Annotated in this window: 24 protein-coding genes and 2 pseudogenes; 9 read left to right on the top strand and 17 right to left on the bottom strand. The window is 62.9% G+C overall.

All coding sequences use genetic code 11. The features are described from left to right. Nucleotides 1-143: 143 nt before the first annotated feature. Nucleotides 144-920: an ArdC family protein gene (locus L286_RS28115; RefSeq protein WP_021223075.1), complete on the bottom strand. Its 777-nt coding sequence runs from the start codon at nucleotides 918-920 to the stop codon at nucleotides 144-146. Between the two features lie 235 nt (nucleotides 921-1,155). On the opposite strand from L286_RS28115, the gene L286_RS28110 reads away from it, so the two are divergent. The 5 genes from L286_RS28110 to L286_RS28090 are packed head-to-tail and all read left to right on the top strand — an operon-like array spanning nucleotide 1,156 to nucleotide 7,330. After that, nucleotides 1,156-1,749: a DUF6088 family protein gene (locus L286_RS28110; protein WP_020818536.1), complete on the top strand. Its 594-nt coding sequence runs from the start codon at nucleotides 1,156-1,158 to the stop codon at nucleotides 1,747-1,749. Next, nucleotides 1,742-2,758: a nucleotidyl transferase AbiEii/AbiGii toxin family protein gene (locus tag L286_RS28105; protein ID WP_020818535.1), complete on the top strand. Its 1,017-nt coding sequence runs from the start codon at nucleotides 1,742-1,744 to the stop codon at nucleotides 2,756-2,758. The genes L286_RS28110 and L286_RS28105 overlap by 8 nt, the downstream gene beginning before the upstream one ends. 13 nt (nucleotides 2,759-2,771) lie before the next feature. Further along, nucleotides 2,772-4,568: an ATP-dependent nuclease gene (locus L286_RS28100; protein WP_020818534.1), complete on the top strand. Its 1,797-nt coding sequence runs from the start codon at nucleotides 2,772-2,774 to the stop codon at nucleotides 4,566-4,568. Between the two features lie 11 nt (nucleotides 4,569-4,579). After that, entirely contained in the window at nucleotides 4,580-6,406 is a 1,827-nt protein-coding gene (locus tag L286_RS28095) for a UvrD-helicase domain-containing protein (protein ID WP_020818533.1), read from the top strand. A 27-nt stretch (nucleotides 6,407-6,433) separates the two neighbouring features. Further along, entirely contained in the window at nucleotides 6,434-7,330 is an 897-nt protein-coding gene (locus L286_RS28090) for a 3'-5' exonuclease (RefSeq protein ID WP_025160752.1), read from the top strand. Nucleotides 7,331-7,348: 18 nt separating this feature from the next. Here the strand turns inward: L286_RS28090 and L286_RS28085 are convergent, their stop codons facing one another. From L286_RS28085 to L286_RS28060, 6 genes are all read right to left on the bottom strand, one after another. Next, nucleotides 7,349-7,786 carry a thermonuclease family protein gene (locus tag L286_RS28085; RefSeq protein WP_025160753.1) on the bottom strand — a complete coding sequence of 146 codons (438 nt, stop codon included), beginning with the start codon at nucleotides 7,784-7,786 and terminating at the stop codon, nucleotides 7,349-7,351. 38 nt (nucleotides 7,787-7,824) lie between these two features. Beyond that, the gene (locus tag L286_RS28080; RefSeq protein ID WP_238559297.1) at nucleotides 7,825-8,913 is read right to left on the bottom strand and encodes a tyrosine-type recombinase/integrase; all 1,089 of its coding nucleotides are present in this window, start codon (nucleotides 8,911-8,913) and stop codon (nucleotides 7,825-7,827) included. A gap of 290 nt (nucleotides 8,914-9,203) precedes the next feature. Next, the gene (locus tag L286_RS49735) at nucleotides 9,204-9,437 is read right to left on the bottom strand and encodes a JAB domain-containing protein (protein ID WP_412177504.1); all 234 of its coding nucleotides are present in this window, start codon (nucleotides 9,435-9,437) and stop codon (nucleotides 9,204-9,206) included. Nucleotides 9,438-9,646: 209 nt separating this feature from the next. Beyond that, complete coding sequence (locus L286_RS48335; RefSeq protein WP_020818528.1) at nucleotides 9,647-10,120, bottom strand: hypothetical protein; 474 nt, start codon at nucleotides 10,118-10,120, stop codon at nucleotides 9,647-9,649. Between the two features lie 41 nt (nucleotides 10,121-10,161). Beyond that, nucleotides 10,162-10,470, bottom strand: a complete 309-nt coding sequence (locus L286_RS28065) for a hypothetical protein (RefSeq protein WP_020818527.1) — start codon at nucleotides 10,468-10,470, stop codon at nucleotides 10,162-10,164. Between the two features lie 83 nt (nucleotides 10,471-10,553). Then, nucleotides 10,554-11,081 (bottom strand): helix-turn-helix transcriptional regulator, encoded by a 528-nt coding sequence (locus L286_RS28060; RefSeq protein ID WP_020818526.1) that lies wholly within the window; start codon nucleotides 11,079-11,081, stop codon nucleotides 10,554-10,556. Nucleotides 11,082-11,646: 565 nt separating this feature from the next. Here L286_RS28060 and L286_RS28055 point away from each other — a divergent pair. The 3 genes from L286_RS28055 (at nucleotide 11,647) to L286_RS0124215 (ending at nucleotide 15,008) form a co-directional block, all read left to right on the top strand. Then, on the top strand, nucleotides 11,647-13,938 hold the full coding sequence (locus tag L286_RS28055; RefSeq protein WP_235181798.1) for a TonB-dependent receptor: 2,292 nt from the start codon (nucleotides 11,647-11,649) through the stop codon (nucleotides 13,936-13,938). Between the two features lie 167 nt (nucleotides 13,939-14,105). Continuing rightward, nucleotides 14,106-14,318, top strand: a complete 213-nt coding sequence (locus L286_RS28050) for a hypothetical protein (protein ID WP_020818524.1) — start codon at nucleotides 14,106-14,108, stop codon at nucleotides 14,316-14,318. 240 nt (nucleotides 14,319-14,558) lie between these two features. After that, nucleotides 14,559-15,008, top strand: coding sequence for a hypothetical protein (locus tag L286_RS0124215; RefSeq protein ID WP_021224259.1), 450 nt, complete (start codon nucleotides 14,559-14,561; stop codon nucleotides 15,006-15,008). Nucleotides 15,009-15,018: 10 nt separating this feature from the next. Here L286_RS0124215 and L286_RS28045 read toward each other — a convergent pair. The 10 genes and pseudogenes from L286_RS28045 to L286_RS28000 form a co-directional block, all read right to left on the bottom strand. Next, nucleotides 15,019-15,992, bottom strand: a pseudogene (locus L286_RS28045) (tyrosine-type recombinase/integrase). After that, complete coding sequence (locus L286_RS28040) at nucleotides 15,989-16,249, bottom strand: hypothetical protein (protein ID WP_020818521.1); 261 nt, start codon at nucleotides 16,247-16,249, stop codon at nucleotides 15,989-15,991. The pseudogene L286_RS28045 and the gene L286_RS28040 overlap by 4 nt, the downstream one beginning before the upstream one ends. Next, complete coding sequence (locus L286_RS28035) at nucleotides 16,246-16,617, bottom strand: antitoxin PaaA2 family protein (RefSeq protein WP_020818520.1); 372 nt, start codon at nucleotides 16,615-16,617, stop codon at nucleotides 16,246-16,248. Before L286_RS28035 ends, L286_RS28040 begins: the two co-directional genes overlap by 4 nt. A gap of 37 nt (nucleotides 16,618-16,654) precedes the next feature. Beyond that, the gene (locus tag L286_RS28030; protein ID WP_020818519.1) at nucleotides 16,655-17,023 is read right to left on the bottom strand and encodes a DUF7673 family protein; all 369 of its coding nucleotides are present in this window, start codon (nucleotides 17,021-17,023) and stop codon (nucleotides 16,655-16,657) included. Further along, nucleotides 17,020-17,202, bottom strand: a complete 183-nt coding sequence (locus tag L286_RS49190; RefSeq protein ID WP_020818518.1) for a hypothetical protein — start codon at nucleotides 17,200-17,202, stop codon at nucleotides 17,020-17,022. The genes L286_RS28030 and L286_RS49190 overlap by 4 nt, the downstream gene beginning before the upstream one ends. 31 nt (nucleotides 17,203-17,233) lie before the next feature. After that, nucleotides 17,234-17,515 carry a type II toxin-antitoxin system YafQ family toxin gene (locus L286_RS28020; protein WP_020818517.1) on the bottom strand — a complete coding sequence of 94 codons (282 nt, stop codon included), beginning with the start codon at nucleotides 17,513-17,515 and terminating at the stop codon, nucleotides 17,234-17,236. Beyond that, on the bottom strand, nucleotides 17,502-17,765 hold the full coding sequence (locus L286_RS28015; protein WP_021224639.1) for a type II toxin-antitoxin system RelB/DinJ family antitoxin: 264 nt from the start codon (nucleotides 17,763-17,765) through the stop codon (nucleotides 17,502-17,504). Before L286_RS28015 ends, L286_RS28020 begins: the two co-directional genes overlap by 14 nt. A gap of 283 nt (nucleotides 17,766-18,048) precedes the next feature. Further along, nucleotides 18,049-18,120: pseudogene (locus tag L286_RS49185) on the bottom strand (hypothetical protein); the annotation flags it as partial. Nucleotides 18,121-18,404: 284 nt separating this feature from the next. Continuing rightward, entirely contained in the window at nucleotides 18,405-18,929 is a 525-nt protein-coding gene (locus L286_RS28005) for a hypothetical protein (protein WP_037485683.1), read from the bottom strand. 100 nt (nucleotides 18,930-19,029) lie between these two features. Continuing rightward, nucleotides 19,030-20,325 (bottom strand): hypothetical protein, encoded by a 1,296-nt coding sequence (locus L286_RS28000; protein ID WP_020818513.1) that lies wholly within the window; start codon nucleotides 20,323-20,325, stop codon nucleotides 19,030-19,032. A gap of 110 nt (nucleotides 20,326-20,435) precedes the next feature. Between L286_RS28000 and L286_RS27995 the strand changes: the two genes are divergently transcribed. After that, nucleotides 20,436-21,389, top strand: coding sequence for a lytic transglycosylase domain-containing protein (locus L286_RS27995; RefSeq protein WP_021223069.1), 954 nt, complete (start codon nucleotides 20,436-20,438; stop codon nucleotides 21,387-21,389). Nucleotides 21,390-21,416: the final 27 nt, after the last annotated feature.

Below are 21,416 nucleotides of genomic sequence, written 5' to 3'. Positions count from 1 at the left end.
TCCCTCCCCCGGACCCCCTCCCGACTCCAGATCGCACACGTTGCGCGCCTGCGGGACGGTGGTCATCAGGCCGGATTACGCCAGCTTATGGATAGCGCTTCATCCGGCCTGATGCCCCCCTGCGTCGCGCCAAAGCATACCGTTCAATGGTGCGTCAGGCACGGTGCAGACTGTCCAGATAAGGCAATCATCTCCTCGAAAGCGTATTTCTTCGAGCCGAACGAGCCGGTCAGATCGCGGTTGAGGCGGCTGTGATGGCCGCTGGCGTGACCCAGCTCGTGCAGGGTCGTCCGGTGCCAGTTGATAGGCTCGAAATAGGCTTGCGGAGGCGGCACCTGCACATAGTCGAGCGAGGGCATGTAGAAGGCGCGATCGCCGCCAATGCGGAAGTCGATGCCGGTGGCATGGATCAGCGCCTCGACCCGAGGTTCGATCAGGCCCGGCGGCGGTGGCGGCGCGACTGCCGTGATGTCATCGGGCATGCCATCGCATTGAGCGGCATTGAAGACCGTGAACCGCTTCAGGAACGGTATGGCATGCGCATCCTCACCCGTCTCGCGGGCACGGCGTTTCTCGTCCTCGGGAGTGAAACGGTCGGCATAGACAACGGTTGTGCCACGCTCGCCCTTTCTGACATTGCCGCCAAGCGAAAGGGCCTGGCGGAAAGTCAGCCACGCCTGACCGGGGAAGCCGTGCTGGATGACAGCGCCCCAAAGGATCAGAATATTGATGCCTGAATAGGCCCTGCCGGTTGAAGCATTTCTCGGCAGGCCCAGCGGGGCGGTATTGGGCGACGCGCCCCAGGGCTGGACCCAGGGCAGCCGCCCTTGCTCCAGCTCGGCGACGATCTTGTTCGTGATGTCGTCGTAAAGGTTGCTGCGCGCGCCACCTTCCGCGGGGCTGCGATCGTGTCTGGCCATCGGTATGATCTCCGCGACGGGCGCCGGAAGCCTCTCTTCCAGCCCTCAACCCGTCACGGAAAATCCGTCCGCACTCTCACTCTGAAGGGGGCGTTGCGGGGATCTCCCCGCAGAAGGGGTAGGCAGAGACCAAGGCTCGGCCGCAGGGGAAGGCTTTCCCCCTATTCGGTATGTTCCCCTGCGCTTCCTTGAAAACTGTCAGAAACTCGCGTACATTTCCAACAGGAGAACGACGATGGCACGGCTGACCGAACAGATTCTTGCACATGCGACGGGACTTCCCGAAGGGATGCCCGTGTCCGCCAAGGGCCTGCTCCACCTCGGAAACCGGGCGGCCGTGGATCAGGCATTGTCGCGTCTGTCCGAGCGCGGGCAGCTCATCCGCGCCGGTCGTGGCGTCTATCTGCGCCCCATCGCCAGTCGGTTCGGCACGCGCGCACCGTCGGTCGAGCAGGCTGTCGAGGCCCTCGCGACCCAAAAAGGGGAGGTCATCGTCTCGAACGGCGCCGCCGCGGCGAACGCGCTTGGCTTGACGACGCAGGTGCCCGTCCGCTCGGTCTATCTGACCTCCGGACGCAGCCGGAAAATGCACCTTGGCAAGCAGGTCGTGGAATTGCGGCACGCACCGCGCTGGCAACTGGCCCTGGCCAACCGCCCGGCGGGGGAGGCCGTGCGGGCGCTGGCTTGGCTCGGCCCCGAAAGGGCGGAGGCCGCGCTCACGACGTTGAAACGGAAGATGCCGCCCGGCGTGTTCGGCGAACTGGTCGCCGCCGCGCCGCAGTTTCCGACATGGCTCGCACAGAGCGTCGGAAAGGCGGCCTATGGCTGACGTCTTCCTCCAGCTTTCGGCCGGGGATCGGCGCGATGCACTGGGCGTCGTCGCCGACCGTTCGGGTCGTCCCACCCATCTTCTCGAAAAGGATGTGTGGGTGGTGTGGGCGCTGGCGACCCTCTACGCCGCGACGCTTGGGGAGCATCTGGTGTTCAAGGGCGGCACGTCGCTGTCGAAAGCCTATCACGTCATTCGCCGGTTTTCGGAGGACGTGGATCTGACCTACGACATTCGGGCGATTGCGCCCGATCTGGTCGGGGACAATGGCGAGGGTCTGCCGAAGACACGAAGCGAGGAAAAGCGCTGGTCCAGCGAGGTCCGTCGGCGGTTACCGGCATGGGTCGCGGAAACCGTGCAGCCTGTGATCGAGACCGCACTGGCCGCCGAAGGTCTGGCGGCGGCCATCCGCGTCGAGGATGACAAGCTCTTCATCGACTATGAGGCGACCGCGGCCGGGTCCGGCTATGTCGCGCCCAGCGTCATGCTGGAGTTCGGCGCCCGCTCGACGGGCGAGCCGGCGAGCCTGCGCGATGTCTCCTGCGACGCTGCCGGCCAGATCGATAGCCTGATATTCCCGACGGCGCGGCCGCGTGTCATGCACGCGGAGCGGACCTTCTGGGAGAAGGCGACCGCCATCCACGTCTTCTGCCTCCAGGAGCGGCTGCGCGGCGACCGCTTCGCACGACACTGGCACGATGTTGTCCGGCTGGATGAAGCCGGCTTCGCGGAAGCTGCTTTCGCCGATCGCGAACTGGTCAGCGCTGTCGCCCGGCACAAGTCGATGTTCTTCGCGGAGAAAGCCGCCGACCGCACGCCGATCGACTATGCAGCGGCTGTCAGCGGCGGCTTGCAGCTCGTGCCGGTCGGCGACGGCGCGAAGGCGCTGAAGGAAGACTATGCCCACATGGTCGAGGACGGGCTGCTCTTCGATGACGCCGAGCCGTTCGAAGCGCTCATGGCGCGATGTACAAATATAGCTGCGCGGGCTAACCGAATGGGGGCCTAAAGGGGGCGGGGCGTTGAAGATATTCTCGGTAGTGATCGAAAATTTTCGCGGCATCCAGTCGGCAAAACTGGTGCTGCCTGATCACGCCGTACTGATCGGCGACAACAATACCGGCAAATCGTCAGTATTCGAGGCGATCGATCTCGCCTTGGGGCCGGACCGGCTGAGCCGGCGACCACCCGTGGATGAGCATGATTTCTATCAGGGGCGCTATCTTCCCAGCCCAAACCCCGATGCTCCCGAGGGCGCGGAGCCAGGCCCCGCGCCGAAAATCACGGTCGAGGTGACGATCACCAATCTGTCGCCGGAGCAGGAGGCACGATTTGGAGCCAACGTCGAGTGGCTGAATACTACTACCGGAGACTTCTATCAGGAGGCCGACCCGGCCGGGGTCGATGCTGCCGAGATCAAGGCCGCGCTGCGTGTCACATTCGTCGGCCAATACGATCCTGATGAGGATGACTTCGTCGGCAACAGCTATTTCACGCGCAGCCTTTCAGAGGATGAGACACCTGCATCGTTCTCGAAGAAGGACAAGCAGCACTGCGGATTTCTTTTCCTGCGGTCGTTGAGGACAGGATCTCGGGCGCTCAGCTTGGAACACGGCAGCCTGCTGGACATCATCCTCCGGCTGAAGGAAATCCGGCCGCAGATGTGGGAAGGGACGATCGGAACGCTTGCAGCCATCGATGTAGCGAGCGACCCGGCCATTGGCATTTCGGGCGTGCTCGAGAGCATCGACAAGTCGCTGAAGAAATACGTCCCACGCGAATGGGGGGTGAAGCCGCACCTGAAGGTGTCGAACCTGACGCGCGAGCATTTGCGCAAGGTCATCACCGCGTTCATCGCCACGGGTGCAGGCGACCATGCCGCTCCCTTCTTTCGGCAGGGAACGGGGACGATCAACATGCTGGTGCTCGCGATGCTGTCACAGATCGCCGAGGACAAGCAGAATGTCATTTTTGCGATGGAGGAAGCCGAAACGGCAATTCCGCCATATGCGCAGAAGCGGATTGTCCATGAGCTGCGCAAACTGTCGGCGCAGTCGCTCTTCACGTCGCACTCGCCGTATGTGCTCGAAGAGTTCAGCCTCGACGAAACCGTCATCCTTTCGCGATCGGACAACGGCCAACTGAGCCAATCCAAAATCGAGTTGCCGGAGAGCATTAAGCACAAGCGTTATCGGCAGGATTTCCGGACCCGTTTTTGCGAGGGGCTACTTTCGCGCCGTGTCCTCATCGCCGAAGGCGCTACGGAGGCGACCTCCTTCCCGGTCGTCGCGCGGCGACTGGCCGAGCTTAGTCCGGCTACCTATGCGTCTCTGGAAGCCTTGGGCGTCTGCGTGATCGACGCCGGAAGCGAGACCCAGATCGCCGACCTTGGGGCCCTATACAAGAGCCTCGGGAAGCGGACCTTTGCATTGTGCGACAAGCAGACAGATGCCGCCAAGGCTGCCATTGAGGCCCAGGTGGAACGCCTGTTCATGCACGACGAGAAGGGCATTGAGGATCTGATCCTCAACAACACCACGCAGGCTGCATTGGAGCGATTTTCCGATCAACTCGATTGGCCGCAGCATCTGCTGAACCAGTATCCGAATCCAAAAGCACAAGCGGCTGCCGCGCTTGGAGCTTATTTCAAATGGTCAAAAGGTAATTGGGGAATAGCCGAGTTCTTAGCCCAGTGCTCCGAAGTCGAAATCCCTCAGTGGCTGCGCGATGCCTGCACCACCTTGAAGGCAGCGTGTGACCCGCCACCTCAACCGGCCGAGGCCGATGGCGAAGATCTTTTTGCTGACATCTTGGGATAGGCGATTGCGCGGTGGTCGACCTAACCGAAACGCAGAAGGCAATTCTCCAGTCCATTGGGCATCAGCTCGTCACCGGCGGTCCCGGTTCGGGGAAAACCACCGTTTCCATCCTCAAGGCAGCGAAGATCGCGCGCGAGGAATTGAAGCCCGGTCAGCGTATCCTTTTCCTCAGCTTCGCGCGGGCCACCGTTTCCCGCGTCCTTGAGGCGATCGACGAAGAAAGCGCGATCACGCGGGAGGAGAGGCGACGGATCGAGGTCGATACCTACCATTCGTTCTTCTGGCGCATCCTCAAAACGCATGGCTATCTCGTCGGCTTCCCACGGCGGATGACGATCCTCACGCCTCCGAATGAGGCGATTGCATTGTCGGCGGTTCGAAGCGGCTACAAAGCGGCCAGGAATCTGTCGGATGAGGAAAAGGCCGAGAAGCGCGTGAAGGAGGTGGCGGAGCGTGTCCGGTTGGCGACCGAAGAAGGGAAGGTCTGCTTCGACCTGTTTGCAGACCGCGTGGCAACCCTGCTTCACGGCTCAGATAAGGTTCGAGCGCTCATCTCTACGATGTATCCGTACATTATCCTGGATGAGTTTCAGGACACCAGCGCCGATCAATGGCGGGTGGTCCAGGCCCTCGGTGCCAACAGCACGTTGATCGCTCTTGCCGACCCGGAGCAGCGCATCTTCGATTTCATCGGCGCCGATCCGGAAAGGCTGAACCACTTCACGGCAGCCTTCGCGCCGACGGTTCACGATCTCGCCGGTGACAACCATCGGAGTAAGGGGACTGAGATTGCTCTATTCGGCAACGACATCCTTACGGGGAAATTTTGCCAGAACGACTACAAGGGGATCGATTGCGCGCTGTTCGAGTCGAATCCCAACCAAGCTTATGCCTCATTGGTCGGTCAGGTGCTGCAAGCCCGGAAGCGGTTGATCGAAACTGGCCGGAGCGATTGGTCATTGGCGATTCTCGTGCCGACCAAGAAAATGACCCGGATGGTGTCGGATATTCTGCGCGAGCCATTCGGCAATGTCCCGCCCATTTCCCATATGGCCGCCGTCGATATGGAAGGCCCGATCCTGGCTGCGGAGATCATCGCCTTCCTGCTCCAACAGCGCGGGCATGACGGATGTTTCGACGAATTTGTCGAGTTGATGTGCAGCTATTTCCACGGTCGAGGTGGTGCAACGCCGACCAAGAGAGACATGGACGAGGCTGCGCGGTTCCGGAAGGCGCTGTCCAAGTGGAACGAATGTCTAGCGAAAGGACGACCGACGCCTGGTAACAGCGTCTTGCAGGGAACCTATGCCGTGCATCAGGCAATTGCTGCGCTGACGTTCACGGGCGATCCGGGCGCAGATTGGGTCGCGGTGCGCGGCGTGCTGGATGCTGGGGCCTGTGAGCGACTGAAGGATGTTGCAAAGGAGGTCCGTAACGTGCGTCTGCTTGAGCGCGGTACACAGCTCCGTCAGGGGTTGGCTCAGGACTGGCGTGACGTCAGCGGCTATAGCAACGCTCTTGCGATCACCCGCCAGTCGTTTGTTCAGGAGCATTTCGCAACAGCTCACAAGCCTGAATCCGGCATCGTGGTGATGAACATGCACAAGGCGAAGGGAAAGCAATTCGACGAGGTTGTCATCTTTGAAGGATGGCCAAAACGCTTCAAAGGCGAGATCGTGGCTAATCCTGATCGGATCGTCTCCGGCAATGTCCACGATGGGGCGATGACGCAGGCGCGTCAGAATTTTCGGGTCAGCGTCACGCGCGCAAGGGCGCGCACAACGATCATGACACCAAGGGATGACGTCTGTGTTTTGCTCAGGCCTGGACCGGCATGACCCAAGCCTCTGGGTATGAAGTGCACGATGACGACATCTTCTGAGCATCTGGAGACCCTGGCGCAGACGCTGGAGGCCACGGGAGATTACCGGATCATCCGGCGTCTCAAGCCGCGCCCTCACATCGTTCCGCCTCCAGGCGCGCCGCTGCGCCTTGGCTTGGTGGTCGACGTGGAGACTACGGGGCTCGATCCTCAGCGCGACGAGGTCATCGAACTCGCCATGACGCCATTCAATTACGGCTTGGATGGCACCGTTTTCAGTGTGGGTGACAGCTTCCTAGGGCTGCGTCAGCCGAGCGAGCCGATCGCGCCGGAAATCACCGCGATCACCGGTATCACGAATGAAATGGTGGCCGGCCAGGTCATCGATCCCGCCGAGGTCGCCAGATTCGCGGCACCGGCCTCGCTCGTCATTGCACACAACGCGGCGTTCGATCGCCGCTTCCTCGAACGCTTCAGCGACGTGTTCTCGACGAAACCCTGGGCCTGCTCGCTCAGCCAGATCGATTGGGCGGCGGAAGGATTCGAGGGTGCGAAGCTCGCCTATCTCGCTCAGGCGGCCGGCTTCTTCTATGATCGCCACCGCGCGATGCACGACTGCCTTGCGACGATCGAGCTGTTGGCGATGCGGCTGCCCCGATCTGGCGTTACGGGTCTTAGCCGCCTTCTGGATGGCGCTCGTACTGTCGCTTGGCGCATCTGGGCGGAGAACTCGCCCTTCGACCTCAAGGATGTTCTCAAGGCGCGGGGATACCGCTGGAACGGTGGTCCCGGCCCGCAGCCCCGCGCTTGGTATATCGACGTTCCCGAAGCCCAACGCGAGGCCGAGCTGCGGTTCTTGAGAACGGAAATCTATAGGTATGAGGTCGATCCCCCGGTCCGGCGGATCGATGCCTATGATCGGTTTTCAGATCGCATCTAAGCGCCACCAAAGGTCGGGCTAACGCTTGCTTTGCTCGTATCCGTTGCCGCCCTCGATGTTTCCGACCGCCTTCAATAAATCCCCGATGGAGCGTCCTCCGATCCGGCAGGTGGCAACCACACGGTCGTAGGACCTATGGTTGGCAACGCACTCCGCGTTCCGGCCCATGGCAAGTCTTTCCAGCGCGGCCTTGGCAGCAGGGCCGGTGGGGGAGTGGAGTTCGGGCGCGTAGAAATCCTCCAGCCGGATCTCCACCCAGTTGGCTGGCCCTTGGCCCACAGCCACGCACAGGGAGTCGCCGTCGCCGACATAGACCACGGGACCGGAGAAATGTGCGCCCCTGTGGAGATAGGACGGCATCGGGCCGCGGTCGGGAATGGCCTTGCAGGGATCGGCCTTGGCCGCGGTCGCTGTGGTCAGCGCAGCCAGTAACGCCAGGCCGATTACGATACGCATAGTCGTTTCTCGCTTCCGCTTTATGGGGCGCCGGAGGCTCATGCCGCCGCTTTCATGCGCTTCTTGGCGAGCATGGCGCGGACGAACTTGTCCCATTTCGCCATGCCGGCGCGCTTTTCCACCATGTAATTCCAGCGGTCGTAGTGCTTGGAGCTGACGTCCTGCAAGGCGTGGTTCTGGAGGCGGTCGCGGATCTCTTTCGGGACGCCCGCCTTTCCGGCCAGGGTCTTGAAGGTGCGACGGAGGTCGCGGTTGGTCGCATGGGGGATCACCCCGCGATCCCGCTGGCGCCAGATGAAGCTGTAGAGTGTGCCGTGGCTGACGGGCTTCGACGGGTCTTTGGCAGAGGGGAAGAACCAGCCATGTTCGTTCGGGATAATCGACTCGATCAGTTCGGCAGCCAACGAGGGCACCGGAACAGCGTGCGGCTGAAGGTTTTTGGTTTTGGTCCAGTCGATGATCCGTTCCTTGGCGTCCCATTGATCGACATGCAGACGAGCGATTTCCTCGACCCGTTGGCCGGTCAGCATGATGATCTGGACAGCGCGGGCATAGGAGGGATGAACCGGGGTGTCGGGGCATTCGAGCCAGCGATAGAGCCGAACGAACTCTTCCTCGCTCAACCAGCGTGTTCCGATGGTCTTGGGTTCGGTCGGTATGCCGGCGGCAGGGTTGTAGGTCAGCCGGAAGCGACGCGCGGCGGTGGAGCGGTAGTCGTGCTCGGATTTCAGGCCCCAGCTAAAGGCGGATCGAATGTAGCTGCGCACATGATCGGCCATTGAACGCTTGCCGCGCTCATAGATGGGGCGAATGATCGCTATGATCTCATCCGGTTCGATATCGCGGGCCGGGCGGTTGCGTCCTAGCGTATCGGCGATCTTGTTGAGGCCCTTTTCCGCCTCCTTCCAAGACGACTTCCCACCCCCCTTGAGGTAGGCGACATACGCCTCGAAGAGATCGGCGACGGTTCCCGGTCGCGTGTCGCCGGCAATCTTGATGCTACGGCCTTTCTGGATCAGCTCCGCGAAGTCGCGGTTGAATATCTCGCGGGCCTTGCTGAGGGGCATCGAGGGATACGAGCCGAGCTTCTTCTTGAGGCGCTTCTCGTCGCGCCATTGCTGCGCCATCCAGTCCGCGGTCACGCGGGTAGGCATGGGCTTCATCACGAGGACCAGCCGGCCGGTTCCGTGACCCTCGCCATCGACAAGGCTGAGCTGCTTGCCGGTCGTTTCCACCTGCTTCAGGGCTCGGCGAATTTCTCCATCTGTAAGGCTTGGCACTGGGGTTCTCCGTCGGCTTCCAACTGGGGTCGCTCGACGGGTTCGTGGGGTCGGCGACTGGGGTCAAAAAGGGCTTCGATCCCCTTAAAACCGACCCCAATATGCCACAATGGCCGACTCTACGACAAGCCTAAAAATTATTGTGTTTCAAGGTGATGTGGCGTGATTGAACGTGATCGAAAAGGCCAAGTGGGGTGGTTGTGGACGAGAATGAGTCCGGTGGCGCCGTGCTCGATCGCGCGCCGAAAGATCGTTCTGGGATAAAGCTCGAGCTGCCGGACGGACCCATGGTGCAATTGCTCGTCCGCGATCAGGCGGTAGGAAGCGTCCAGGAAAAGGATGCGCAGCACCTCGTCCGGCAGCGATCCCATCGAGGCCATGAGATATTGGCCGAGCTTGGGGCAGGCAGGGTCGACCGGCTGCGTTGTCAGGTCGGCCTGCAGACCCTCAAGGAACATGTCCCGGGCGCCGAGCAGGATATCCGCGATCGAAGGGTGGTGACCCAGAACCCGCTCGAGCGCTTCTGGCGTTTGGGCCAGGATCCGTCCGATGCTGCGGAATTCCTGCAGCAGCGCGGCGGCTAGCCGCTCACCGTCATTCGGCTCGATGGACGCCAGAAAACGTGCCAGGACGGATCGCTGCCGCTGCGCCGCAAGCGCTGCTGGTGCCGCCAGGTTGCGAGGATGAGAAGGGGCGGGAGCAGCCAGGACGAAGCGACCTGCATCGTGAGATAGGCAATCGGGTTCATCGAGACGTCGAGCGCCCGGCTGATGTGCGCCAGCAGCGGCAGGACATGGAGGACGGCAACGATCATGGGCCAGAAGCGATGCGCCAGAAGCGCCAAGGCGATGGTCGCCGCCGAACCAATCAGGTCGATCACCAGGTAACCCAGGTCGACCGAATGATATTCCACCTGACCTGTCGAGACCAGCAGGCGATCGAGCAGGACCATCAGGATGGCAATCCCCACCATGACCCGCTCCGGAGCACCGCCCCGCCAGGCGGCGTAGCCGAGAGCCACCAACAGAAGGGCGATGAAGATTGCTATGCGCATCGTTCCCGCTTTTCATGCCAGTCGCTCCCGGTCAATCGCCGTCAGGCTACGGCCGCGAGATGCGGGGTCGTTTCCGCCGAGCCGGAGGGGCAATCGCGCAGATCGTAACTGCCCATTTCCTTGCCGATTTCGAGCAGGTCGCCATGGATCCGCAGGACGTCGCTGCTCACATCGACAAGCGACATCTGCGCCTTGGCGAGGCGCAGGATGGTCGCCTGGCCGGTCTTCGCGGGCGCACCGCTTTCGCGCCGCGCGGTCACCATGCTCGTCATCAGCGACGACAGGGCGATGATGGCGTCGTCGACCTTGGATTCAGCAGTCGGCACGTCGCGCTGCAGGCGGGCGGCCATCAGAGGTATGGATTGAGGCATAAGTTCTCCTTTGCCGGGCGCGCACCCGCGCGCCGGCGAACCGTGGGTCAAGTTGAACAGGTTCAGTTGGAGACGAGCCGCGTCAGCGCTTCCGCGATGCCGAGCCCCAGGAAAACGACGATGACCAAGGCGACGAGAATTCCCACCATGATCATGACGCGCGCCTGAATGCTGTGATCGTGTCTCCATCCGTCCCGGAACGGCAGGAAGAAGTCCCTCGATCCCTGGCCGGCGCCGAAGGTGGGCGCCGCACTGTCGCTCAGCTTCAGGACCGGTTCGGGATCGCCGTCCGGAAAGTCGGATGGCACCAGCGTCGGCGGCGAGGGAACCTGCACCGAGTCATATGTGATCCGGTCATATAGCTGTTTGAGACGCGCGTAGATGAGAGCTGCCTCGTCGCGATTGGCCGCGCCGAGGATGATCCGGGCAGCGGTGATGCGCTGGTCCACGGTCGGCTTGGAAATTCCGAGGATCCGAGCGATCTCTTTCGAGGTCTTACGCTCGATGAGCAGGTCGAGACAGGCGCGCTGCTTTTCGGTCAGGCGCAGCCAGCGTGCCAGGTCGTCATCTTCGTGCATCGTCATCGACATCACCGTCTTCGTTCTCGCCGAGGAGCGATCATAGGGGTGGCGCGAGGCTGCGCGGTCCCGCTGACGGCTTCGGGCAGGCCCGTCCGGAAGGATGCGTTCGACAAGACATGGCGGCGACGTAATCCGATTTTGCTCCTGATCGCCACCCCTTGGCATGTGAGCAAAGCCATGATGGCTCGTGCGGGTGCGCAAGAGACCGAGAACGCGCCATCGGCGGTGAGGCCTGACAAGCGGCTCCCCCGATGCACAGGCGGAAAGACCTTTTGTCGGCCATTCATCGGCTATTTCTTCCCGCCGCAAAGGCTATGGGTCGACTATTCAAGATTCCCCCCTTCGAATTCTCGGGCAATGCGACCGTCCCGGTTCGCATCATTGACGATAGTCAAGTTGCGAACAAGATTTGCTGTAGCCTCTCCAGCTACGCTCCCCAAAGCGGGTCTGGTCTCGCCGTCACCGCAAAAAGTCACGGATTGCACGGGCTGAAACACAGGTCGCGCGGGCAATCGCCGAACCTTTCATCAATCCTGTTGCAAGCGGGCGACGCCTTTATCTACTGGCGAAGGATTTGCTTTGGGGGGCCATCGTGGTGCGTTGTTTGTTGTGGGGAGTGGTGGGTCTGGCCGCTCTGTCTTGGAGTGGCTTTGCGCGTGCGCAGGAGCGCCATGTCGGCACCTACTCCGAAATCATCGTGACAGGGGAGAAAGCACGGAGATCCCTGCAGGACACGCCCAGCAGCGTGGCCGTGACCACCGCTCGGCGCATCGAGGAGGAGAATCTGTTATCACTCCAGGAGGTGTACGCGCGCACGGCGAATGTGACGGAGACGTTCAGCGCCGGCGGGTTCACTATCCGAGGCATCGCCGACCGCGGGATCATGGGCGGCGAGGGGGCAGCTCTCGCCACGATATTTGTCGATGGAGCTGCCGTGCCGGCCGCCATGGTTCATGCGTCGCCGGCGGATATGTGGGACGTCCGCCAGGTCGAGATTATGCGAGGCCCACAGTCGACCTTGCTAGGGCTGAACGCCCTGGCCGGGGCGGTCATCATGCGGACAGCCGAACCGACAATGGAATGGGAGCTGCGCGCTCGCGCCATGATAACGGACGCCGATGAGACGCAGTTCGCCGCCGCGCTGGGCGGTCCGATCGTATCCGGAGAGCTCGCATTCCGCGTCAGCGTGGAAAAGCGAGACGCCGACGGATTTACCTGGAATCCGACACGGCGCGCGCACGAGAATCCTCTTGATACGACCCAGGTCCGAGCAAAGCTCTTGTGGACGCCGACGGCCGTTCCGGGCTTCGAGGCGCGGTTCGGCTACACGCGCTATGACCGCTACAGCGGCTATTCGTTCAGCTTCACCGATACGTCTGTGCCCGACTTTTTCGACCGTCGGTGGAACTTCTCCGACAGTCCTAACGACAGTGAGGCGAGCACCGATATCGCGACCGCGGATCTGCGCTTCGATTTGGGCGCAGGTCTCTCCCTGACGGCGATCACGGCCTTCAATGAGATTAGCGAGTTCAATCGCTCCGACAACGACATGACGGCCGCCGATGGGGGCGCCTACGACCAGCAGAATCGCTATCGGACGTTCTCCCAGGAACTCCGGCTGAACTATGAGGGGGATCGCCTCAGCGGATTGATGGGGGCATTCTTCTACGATCGAAGGAACCGAAGCGCGACGGCGAGCGATGACAGCGTTCCGACGCCGGTCGACACGATAAGCGCATTGCTGCGAAGCAGTGGCATCGACGCGCCGACTGCGCAGTTGGTTGCCGGACTCTACAGCCGGGCGCTGGCAGCGATTCCGGTCGATTTCTCAGCGGATGCCTCTGGTCACGTGCGATCTTATGCCCTGTTCGGCGATGTTCAATTCAGGCTGACCGAGAGGCTCATGTTCACCGTGGGGTTTCGCTACGACCACGAAACGAACAGCTTGGGCATCGATCAGACCGCGCGGTTCGCGGGGGCCTATCCTGATCCGAGGGCTTTCGGCTCCACCGGGTCGCCGCTGTACCGCGCGGTGGTTGCAATCAACCAGGGCGTTGCCGGCATCGTAGCCCAAGCGAGCGGTTCGGCCGCCGCTACCGATCGGACCTTCGATGCGTTCTTGCCGAAGGCGGGGATCCAAATGGCCTGGACGCCGAACCTCAAGACTGGTTTCACGGTCCAACGAGGCTATCGGTCAGGCGGCTCGAGCGGCAATATCGCGCGTTCGGCGACCTTTTCCTACGATCCTGAATTCACCTGGAACTACGAGCTGTCGCTGCGTTCCGCGTGGCTCGATGGGCGGCTGACATTGAATGCCAACGCCTTCTATGTCGACTGGAAGGATCAGCAGGTTTCAGCGAACTTCGGCATGAGCATATACGACACGCATATCGTCAATGCCGGCTCGTCCCATCTCTATGGGTTCGAGATCGAGGCGACGCACAGCCCCAGCGGCGCTTTCGACTGGTACGCCTCGGTGGGCTACTCGCGCACGAGGTTCGATGAATTTGCCACGACGGTCGGCAGCGTGACGGACTATGACGGCCTTGAATTCGCTCATGCTCCGCGCTGGACGCTCGCCGGCGGCGTCAACATTCGTCCCGTCGATCGAGTGGCCATTAACTTGAACGCCAGCCATCGTTCAGCGGTTTTTACCGAGGTTCGCCTACCACAAAGCGCATCGCGGGCCAGCGGACGCACGCTGGTGAACGCGCGGGTCGCCTATGAGACAGGGCACTGGACGATGTCCGCTTTTGCCAGCAACCTTTTCGACGATCGATATTATCACTATCGCCTCGACGGGCTACCGCGTGCGGTCCTTGGAAACCCGCGCGTGCTGGGGATCGCGCTCGAGGCGCGGTGGTGATTTTGCGGCATGAGTAATGCCATAGATCGACAACCGGTCGTGGTACACGGCAGACGTACCGTTTGCTCTAGGCCGAACATCTGGATCCCCGCGCGCTGCCTCATCATCCCCTGCGCTCTGACGGCGGAATCGACGTTCAGCGCCTCGATGCTGACGGGGCCGGACATGTGCAGATAAGGCTTTACGCGAGCGGCGCGGGCAGCGTTGATCTGCTGCGCCGCCAGTTCCGGCTTCCAAACGGTCTTATTGCCAACGGAGTGGCCGAAATACGTCCCCTTGCCATCAAGGAGGTTTTCATAGCTCTGCGCGTGGCGAAGCTGTCTGACGTCGCGCGCCTCAAGCCTTGCGGTAACTTCCTCAGCGGTGAAGCGTCCATTTGATGCCTTGACCGATAATTCAATCTGGGCGGCGCGATTTTATATAGGGCATCGCGCTGGTAGCTGCACCGATCGTCGTCACTTCAAGGCCCCCGGCGAAAATAGTCTACCCGTGAACAATGCGACCGCGCGGGGCGATACTTAAGGTCCGGTCTCTCGCCGGCTCAAATCCCACGCCGTTTCACCTGAAATTAACCATGTCCTGCAATCGTCCGCGATTGGCTTGGCGGAAAGGGCGTTCTCGTGCGAATTGAAACAGCGAACAACTATCTGGCCGCGAGTCAGCGTCCATCATCGGCCGATCGCACCAGCTCGTCCTCATTCTCGGCGGCTCTCTCCACCGCGCCGGCAAGCACCGCTCAAACCGGGCCAGGCAGCGCCGCGCCGCCTGATTTCACCAGCATGACGCGCCAGGAGCTGTTCGACTGGATGAACGGCAAGATCAAAAGAGGCGAAATGTCGCTGGATGACAGCTCGGCGTTTCTCGGAATGACGGTGAAGATACCCGTTGGGACAGGGCAGGGCGCACCGATCGCGCTCGATGATTGGGAACGGGTCAACTTCGTGCAGCTCGCGCGGGACGGCATTGCAGGCGCCCAATCCCGAAACGACGCCATGACCCTGGCGATGCTACAGAGCGCCATGCAGATGATGCAAGGCGACCACGGCGCGAATATCAGCCGCCACGCCTGATCCTGCCGGCTCAAATCAACACCCGCTCCACTTCGTCCAGCGTCACGTCATCGGATCGCCGGTGGTAGAGCTGCGTCGTGCGGGTGGAGCTGTGGTTCGCCATAGTCGCGGCCGTCTCCAAGGTGCCGCCGTTCTTCAAATAGGTCGTGATGCCGGTCGCGCGGAACGAGTGGTTGCCGATCGCGGTGCCGATGCCCGCCGCGGTCGCGCGGCGGCGCACCATCAAGAAAGCATTGGCTTGGGCGAGGGGGGCATCGCTTAGGCGCTTAGTGCCGCGCGCGATCGTGCGGAACAGCGGCCCCCTGGCGCGCTCGCGCAAGCCGCAGCCGTCGATATAGGCGAGCAGATATTCCTCAAGGTTGTGGTGGCACGGCATTTCGTGCCGCTTGCCGCCCTTTTCGTGCAGGCGGACCCATAGGCGGCGGTTCTGGACGAAAGCATCGTCAACGGTCATGGCGACGGCCGCGCCGATCCGCGCGAAGCTATAGACCATGAGGCCGATAAGCGCGCGGTCGCGCAAGCCGGCATGGGTGGCAACGTCTATGGTGTCGAGTATCTGGCGCGCCTCGTCGGGGGCGAGAACGGGCGTCTTGCCGCGCCGCGCGCTGTGCGCCGGCCCGCGCACCGACGCGGCGGGGTTCACCGGCACGGCCTGGCCTGTCACCAGCCAGTCGAACAGGCGGCGCACGCCGGCGAGCTGCTGCTTGACGCTGGGCGGGGCCAGCTCGCCGCCTAGCGCCTCGATCCAGTCCGCGAAGTGGAGCGGCTGCACCTGGGCGAGCGAGGCGACACCGCGCGCCTCACACCAGGCCAGGAACTCGCCCGCCGCGCGCATATAGGCGCGGCGCGTGTGGGGATTGCGGATCGCAACGGCGAAGAACTCAAGGAATCGAAGCTGCGCGCGCTCGTCGGCCGCCGCGATCAACGCCGGCAGCGCCAGCGCAGCGACGATGCAGGCGAGGCCAGGGGGGCGAGCTGATTCATCGCGCGCGCTCCTGGCGGGCCGCGTCGATCGCCCGCTCGATCGCGCCGCGCGCCATCGGACTGTTCGACCAGCAGCTTGCGCCCAGCATCGCCGCGATGCGCCGGCACACCTCGTCCGCGCCCTGGCACGCCAGGGCTTCCATGCTGGCGATGCCAAGCGTTTCCAGGCGCTCAAGAACCGTGGGGCCGACGCCTTTCACGGCCAGCAGCACGGCGCGGTCCTCGGCGCTGAACCGGGCAGGGGAGGGCGCGGTCATTGCGCCGCCCTCTGCCACCGCGCCGGTTCGGGACGCGGCTTGGCGATCCATTGCTCTATTTTGGCGCAGACTTCTTCGTGCGGAATCCCCGGCCGCGGATCATCTATCGCGGCCTGAATACGACGCCGCAGCAACTCGTCGCGTAGATCGCCGTGCGGCTCCATTTCGATGAAGTTCTGGACGGTCAGGAACACCGCCTCGGAAGGATCGGCAAACCTGCCCCGTTCGATCTGCTCCAACAGCCAGTCGGCCTGATCTTTGGTAAGATACGCCTCGAAGCGCAAGCCCCCGGCGCGGGCCTGGTCGCGCAGCGCCGCCGCTTGGGCGCGCTCGGCCGCGTTGTCGTCCAGAAGCTCGTCGTCGGTCATATCGCCTCCCATTGATGGCGGTGGATCTCCGGCACGTTTAAACGGCCTCGGCCGGGTCGCCACGATAGCGCACCCAAAGGTCGCCCATCGCGTCGCGGTAGCCCCAGGCATCGGCGTAGGTCGTCGACTCCTGCGCCAGATAGGCCATGATCGTAAGCATATCCTCGGCAATAACGGCATCGACGTTGCACAAGTGGATGATCGGGAAATGCCCGCACTCGTCGCCGTTCCACCAGGCCAGGAGAAAATCCGCGACCTTCCATGATGCGCCGGTCTCGGCCGCGCGCGTCGGCGGCATGGCGATGGCGAGCAAGCGGCCGATCGCCGCGCCGGCCTCATCGAAGCTGACGTGCAGAATGACTGGGCGGCGCTGCGGGGGTGTCGTGGCCGAAGTGCCGGGGATCATTTCGGTAACCCGTTTTCGTCGTAGAGCAATTCGGCATGGTCAACATAGGGACGCTTCACATGCGCCGCGGCGCGGTCGGCGATAGTCAGCAGCTCGGCGCTGCGCCCACGCCGGGATGGCCTCATGCCAGCCATGAACGCTTCGTCCATCGGCGGATTGTCGGGTAGTTCATCGGTCATAGGGCCTCCATATCGGCGGCAAGCCATCTGCCTACAGATCGAGCTGCGAATGGGAGCCGAGACGGGCGAGGATCAGCCGGTCATCGTCAATGAGCCGGTAGATCAACACCAGGTCGGGCTTTACATGGCAGTCCCGATAGTCCTTCCAGTTGCCGGTCAAGGCATGATCCCGGTGCCGCGCTTCCAGCGGCGCATCCGTAGCCAGCGCCTCGATAATCCGCCGCAAATCGGTATCCAGCACATTGCGGCGCGGCCCTTTCGCCTCGCGCTTGAAGTCCCGGCGAAACGCCGTGGTGCGCTCAATCGTCCGCATGAAGATCGGCGAACAGCGCATCCACGGACGCAAACCGCTCGAGGCCGCCGCGCTCGACCTCGGCGAAGGCGGCCAGCGTTTCCGCGTTGGGCTGGAACAGCGCCGCCGGAATCTCCTTGTCCTGCGCGATCCGGGTCATCAACACGCGCACCACGTCGCTGACCGTCAGGCCCGAAGCCCGAATAACCTGACTGGCCGCATCCTGAATGTCGCCAGGAACGCGAGCCTGCACCATACGGCTTGCCGCCATGATAAACTCCTGCATCTGAAATCTGTATTTCAGTGTAATACACTTTGGGTGAAATTGCTAGAGGTGAATCCGGTTGCTGCATCGCACCCTGACATTGAGAGGCGTCCTCGCCGGCTTCGAGCTTCGCCAACCAGGCATCGGCTTCCTCAAGCGTCAGATGCAGGCCCGTCTGCTGATATTCGTCCCACACCCGTATGGCGTCCTGGCGGAATGCCTCGCGCTTTTCCTCACGTTCGACATACTGTGCGATGGCTTCGCGCATGATCCAATGCGAGCTGCGTCGACGCACTTCGGCCAGGTGCTGGACGCGCCCCTTAAGGGCGTCATCGAGTATGATTGATGTTGGCGCCACCATAGCGCGACCTCCGTAGCACCAGGCATACCTTGCGCTAAGCTACCTTATCTGGGCTGCGCCGACCAATTCTAGCGTCGACCGCGACGGCGAGTTCGATGTGTCCGCGTCAGTCTGGCTATGTCCGCTGTCAGGCTTCGTCAGGATGTTAGGGCCGGGGATTTCGGATGCTTTTCGGACCACATTCCCAGAAGGCGAGCACGTTTGCGGAATTCGTGCCCACCGAGGGTGATAGCTTTGCGCCACTCTCCGCGCCCCTTCCCTAAGCTGCCGACGCCCGCCAACCCTCAAGGTGCAGCTCGCAAGGGCAGAGGCGTTCTGCGCCAGATCACATAGCCGAATATTTCGCGCCGGTGGGCGCGCAGCTTGGGCCAAGGCCATCTCGTCTCGTGCCACCAGGCAATTCCGTGGCGATGGTCGTGCGCCTCGAGCCAGTCGCGGATCGCGGCGGGCGGCTCCGGCAGCTCCTGACCAGATTTCTCTTCGATGCGGTAGGACAGGAAAAAGGCGAGCCAGATGGCTATGGCCGCAACAGGAGCCGCGGTCCAAAGCGGAACCTCTAGGATGAAGCCCAAATAGGGCGCGAGCGCGGTCGGCTCGAGCCATAGCATCCCATGAAACACGGCGATCGTTTCAGCGATCAGCATGAGCAGCATGCCGAGGTGCCGCACGAGCTGTCCGTGGTTGCCGGGCCGGCATCGGGCACGCTGATAGGCGATGATGGTGGCATCGATCTGGCGGGCGCCGTCGCCAGGATCGTCGGGATTGAGGTGAGCGGCGAGCGCCGCATAATCGGCGGACCGGTCCTGCACAGCGTTATCCTCCAGACAGAATGCCATGAACGGGCGATGAGAAAGCGGCAGGCGCCATCGGTCCGAGGCCGCTCTCTCGAAACGGAACGAGAGGGGCCGGTCACAAGCCGAACGCCTTCCGCACGAGCGGCGCGATCCGCGCCTCTTCCACGTCGTCCGGAGAGACGCACAGAACCGGGGCGATCTGCTGCATGCGGGGGTGGGTCACGGCTTTCGCGGCGAGATAGGTTTCATCGGTGGATCCCATTGCCTCGACGATGATCTCCCGCGTTTCGCCGGTGCTGCGCGAGCGCGCTTCCAACAGAAAATCCGGGCGGCATGATCCGATTGGCGTGAGCGTGTCGAACACGGGCTTTTCGAGGAGAAGGTCGAGCCCTGCGCGATCGAAGGACCAGCGCAGCCGCAGCAGGTCACGCAGCACCGCGCGCTCGAACTCGGAATCGACAGGGATGAAGCGCTTTCCCGAGTAGATCGGCTGGGCATAGCCGCGAAGCGGCGCATAGCCATGCGCTTCGGGATATTGGCCCGCCACGACGATCGTCAGATAGGGGCCCTTGATCGTGTTCCCGCGGATCGAGGGGGACTGGACGCGGTTCGCCAGCACGACAGGATCGCTCCCGGCGACATGGATCGTCGAACCTTCGAACTTCTGCGTGAAGAGCGCGAGGAAGCCCTGGGGCGCATGCCCGGGCGGCCAGACTCGGGAGAGCTCGCGCAAGCGGGCATAGATGCGCTTGCTGTGGAGCGCCTGTGCATGCGTCCAGAGGGCACGGCCGAGCTCGATGCCCGGTGCGATTTCGACGCGCTGCGCCGCGATGGCCAGCGTCTTGAACTCGTCGCTGATCGAATGTTCCGGGTTCTCGTCGGAGAGGCAGAGCGTACGATTGAGACCGGAGAGGTTGATAAGACGCCAGAGCAATCGGGCGAGCCTTGGCACCGAGGCCTGGCGCGTTCTGTCGTCGCTGCTTTCCTCTTCGGGACGCTGCGCCAGCTTCTCGGGCGCCGGGCGCAGCACCTCGAAATAGCCGGTCGGCGGATCGGCCGGGCTCTCCTGCGTTCGCACTTCGCTCAGCCGGTTGGTGGCCTGATCGCGGAAGAACGGGCAGTCCGCCCTGTGTTCGGGACGGTTAACGCTGGTGAGACGGCGCAGATAGTAGGTTTCTGCTTCCGACAGGAACGCCGGCGTCAGGATCGGGGGCGGAGCGTCGGCCGACAAACAGTCGCAGGCGATCCACCTCTCGCCGATGCGCGCCTGCTGGACAAGCATGATCCCCGCTTCCTCGTCGGCGCGCGAACCCTGTCCGACATACCAGCGGACGAGAGCCTCTCGGACGGGCGCGGGAAGCGCAATTCTCCCTGCGCGGGTCCCGTCCGTATTGCGCGGGATCAGCCACATCGGCGCCTCCTGATCTTGATTTTTGAGGCTGACACTGCTCGGGCACGCGGATTGACAACCCGGCGGCCGCTGATCTTCCCTTGGCCTGTTTCGGTAGCAGGGAGGGTGCAATGAGGGCGTTGGGGATCGGTTTCGGCATTGTGGCGCTGGTCGTGTCGGGGGGCGCGGCAGCCCAGGGGAAAGAGGCCAAGCCCGCGCGCAGAGTGCAGCTCATCACGATGACCGCGCCCGGGCCGGAGAGCCGGCCGGATGCAGCCGCCGAACCCCCGAGCGTGCCCAACCCGGTGTCGACCGGTGCCCGTCCGCCGGACTTTCGGGTGCATGACCTCAGCCGCCGGTGGGTGGAATTCCAGATGGCGAACAGCTTCACGAACAGCGGCGTTGCGCTCGAGCAGGCAGCAAGCGGAAGCGCCGGGAGTGAAGGCTCGGCCGCCTCCGCCGAATGGTTGCCGCCGGCGCCTGCCATCCCCGTTCCTGCGTGGATGCGCGGCGGCGCGAGCTTCGATTTCGCGGCCAATCGCTTCGAGCCAGGCTGCGGCGTCCTTCCCTATCGGCCGACAGGATTCTTGAGGGCGGACGCTGAGAGCAGGCGCGCCAGCTATTATCAGCTGATGAGCGGGATCGCGTGCGAATACGGCATTCCGGTCGGGTTGTTCGATGCGATGATCATTCGCGAAAGCCGCTATCGCACCGATGCGCTGTCGCCCAAGAACGCCTTCGGCCTGACCCAGCTGATGCCCGGGACGGCTGCCTCGCTGGGAGTGAACCGCTATAGCGTCGAGGATAATCTGCGCGGCGGAGCGAGATATCTTCGCCAGCAACTCGACAGGTTCGGCCATTATCATCTGGCGCTTGCCGCATACAATGCCGGGCCTGGCCGCGTCCGTGGCGGGCTCGTGCCGCGCATCGCCGAGACGCAGGCCTATGTCGACAATGTCCTCATGAACTGGGCGCGCTTGAGCGGCGTCTACCGGCAAGCAACCGTGCTGCCGCGCCAGACCGCAAGCGTCTTCCCGCCTCGGTCGGTGCCGCCCGCGCGCGTCGCGAGCGTCTCGCTCTTCTAGGAGCGCGGCGGGGAAGGGCCCGGCGCC

It is taken from the genome of Sphingobium sp. HDIP04, from assembly GCF_000445085.1.
GTDB classification, from domain to species: Bacteria; Pseudomonadota; Alphaproteobacteria; order Sphingomonadales; family Sphingomonadaceae; genus Sphingobium; species Sphingobium indicum.
Note: the sequence above shows the minus strand (reverse complement) of the source record. Positions and strands in the feature narration are given on the sequence as shown.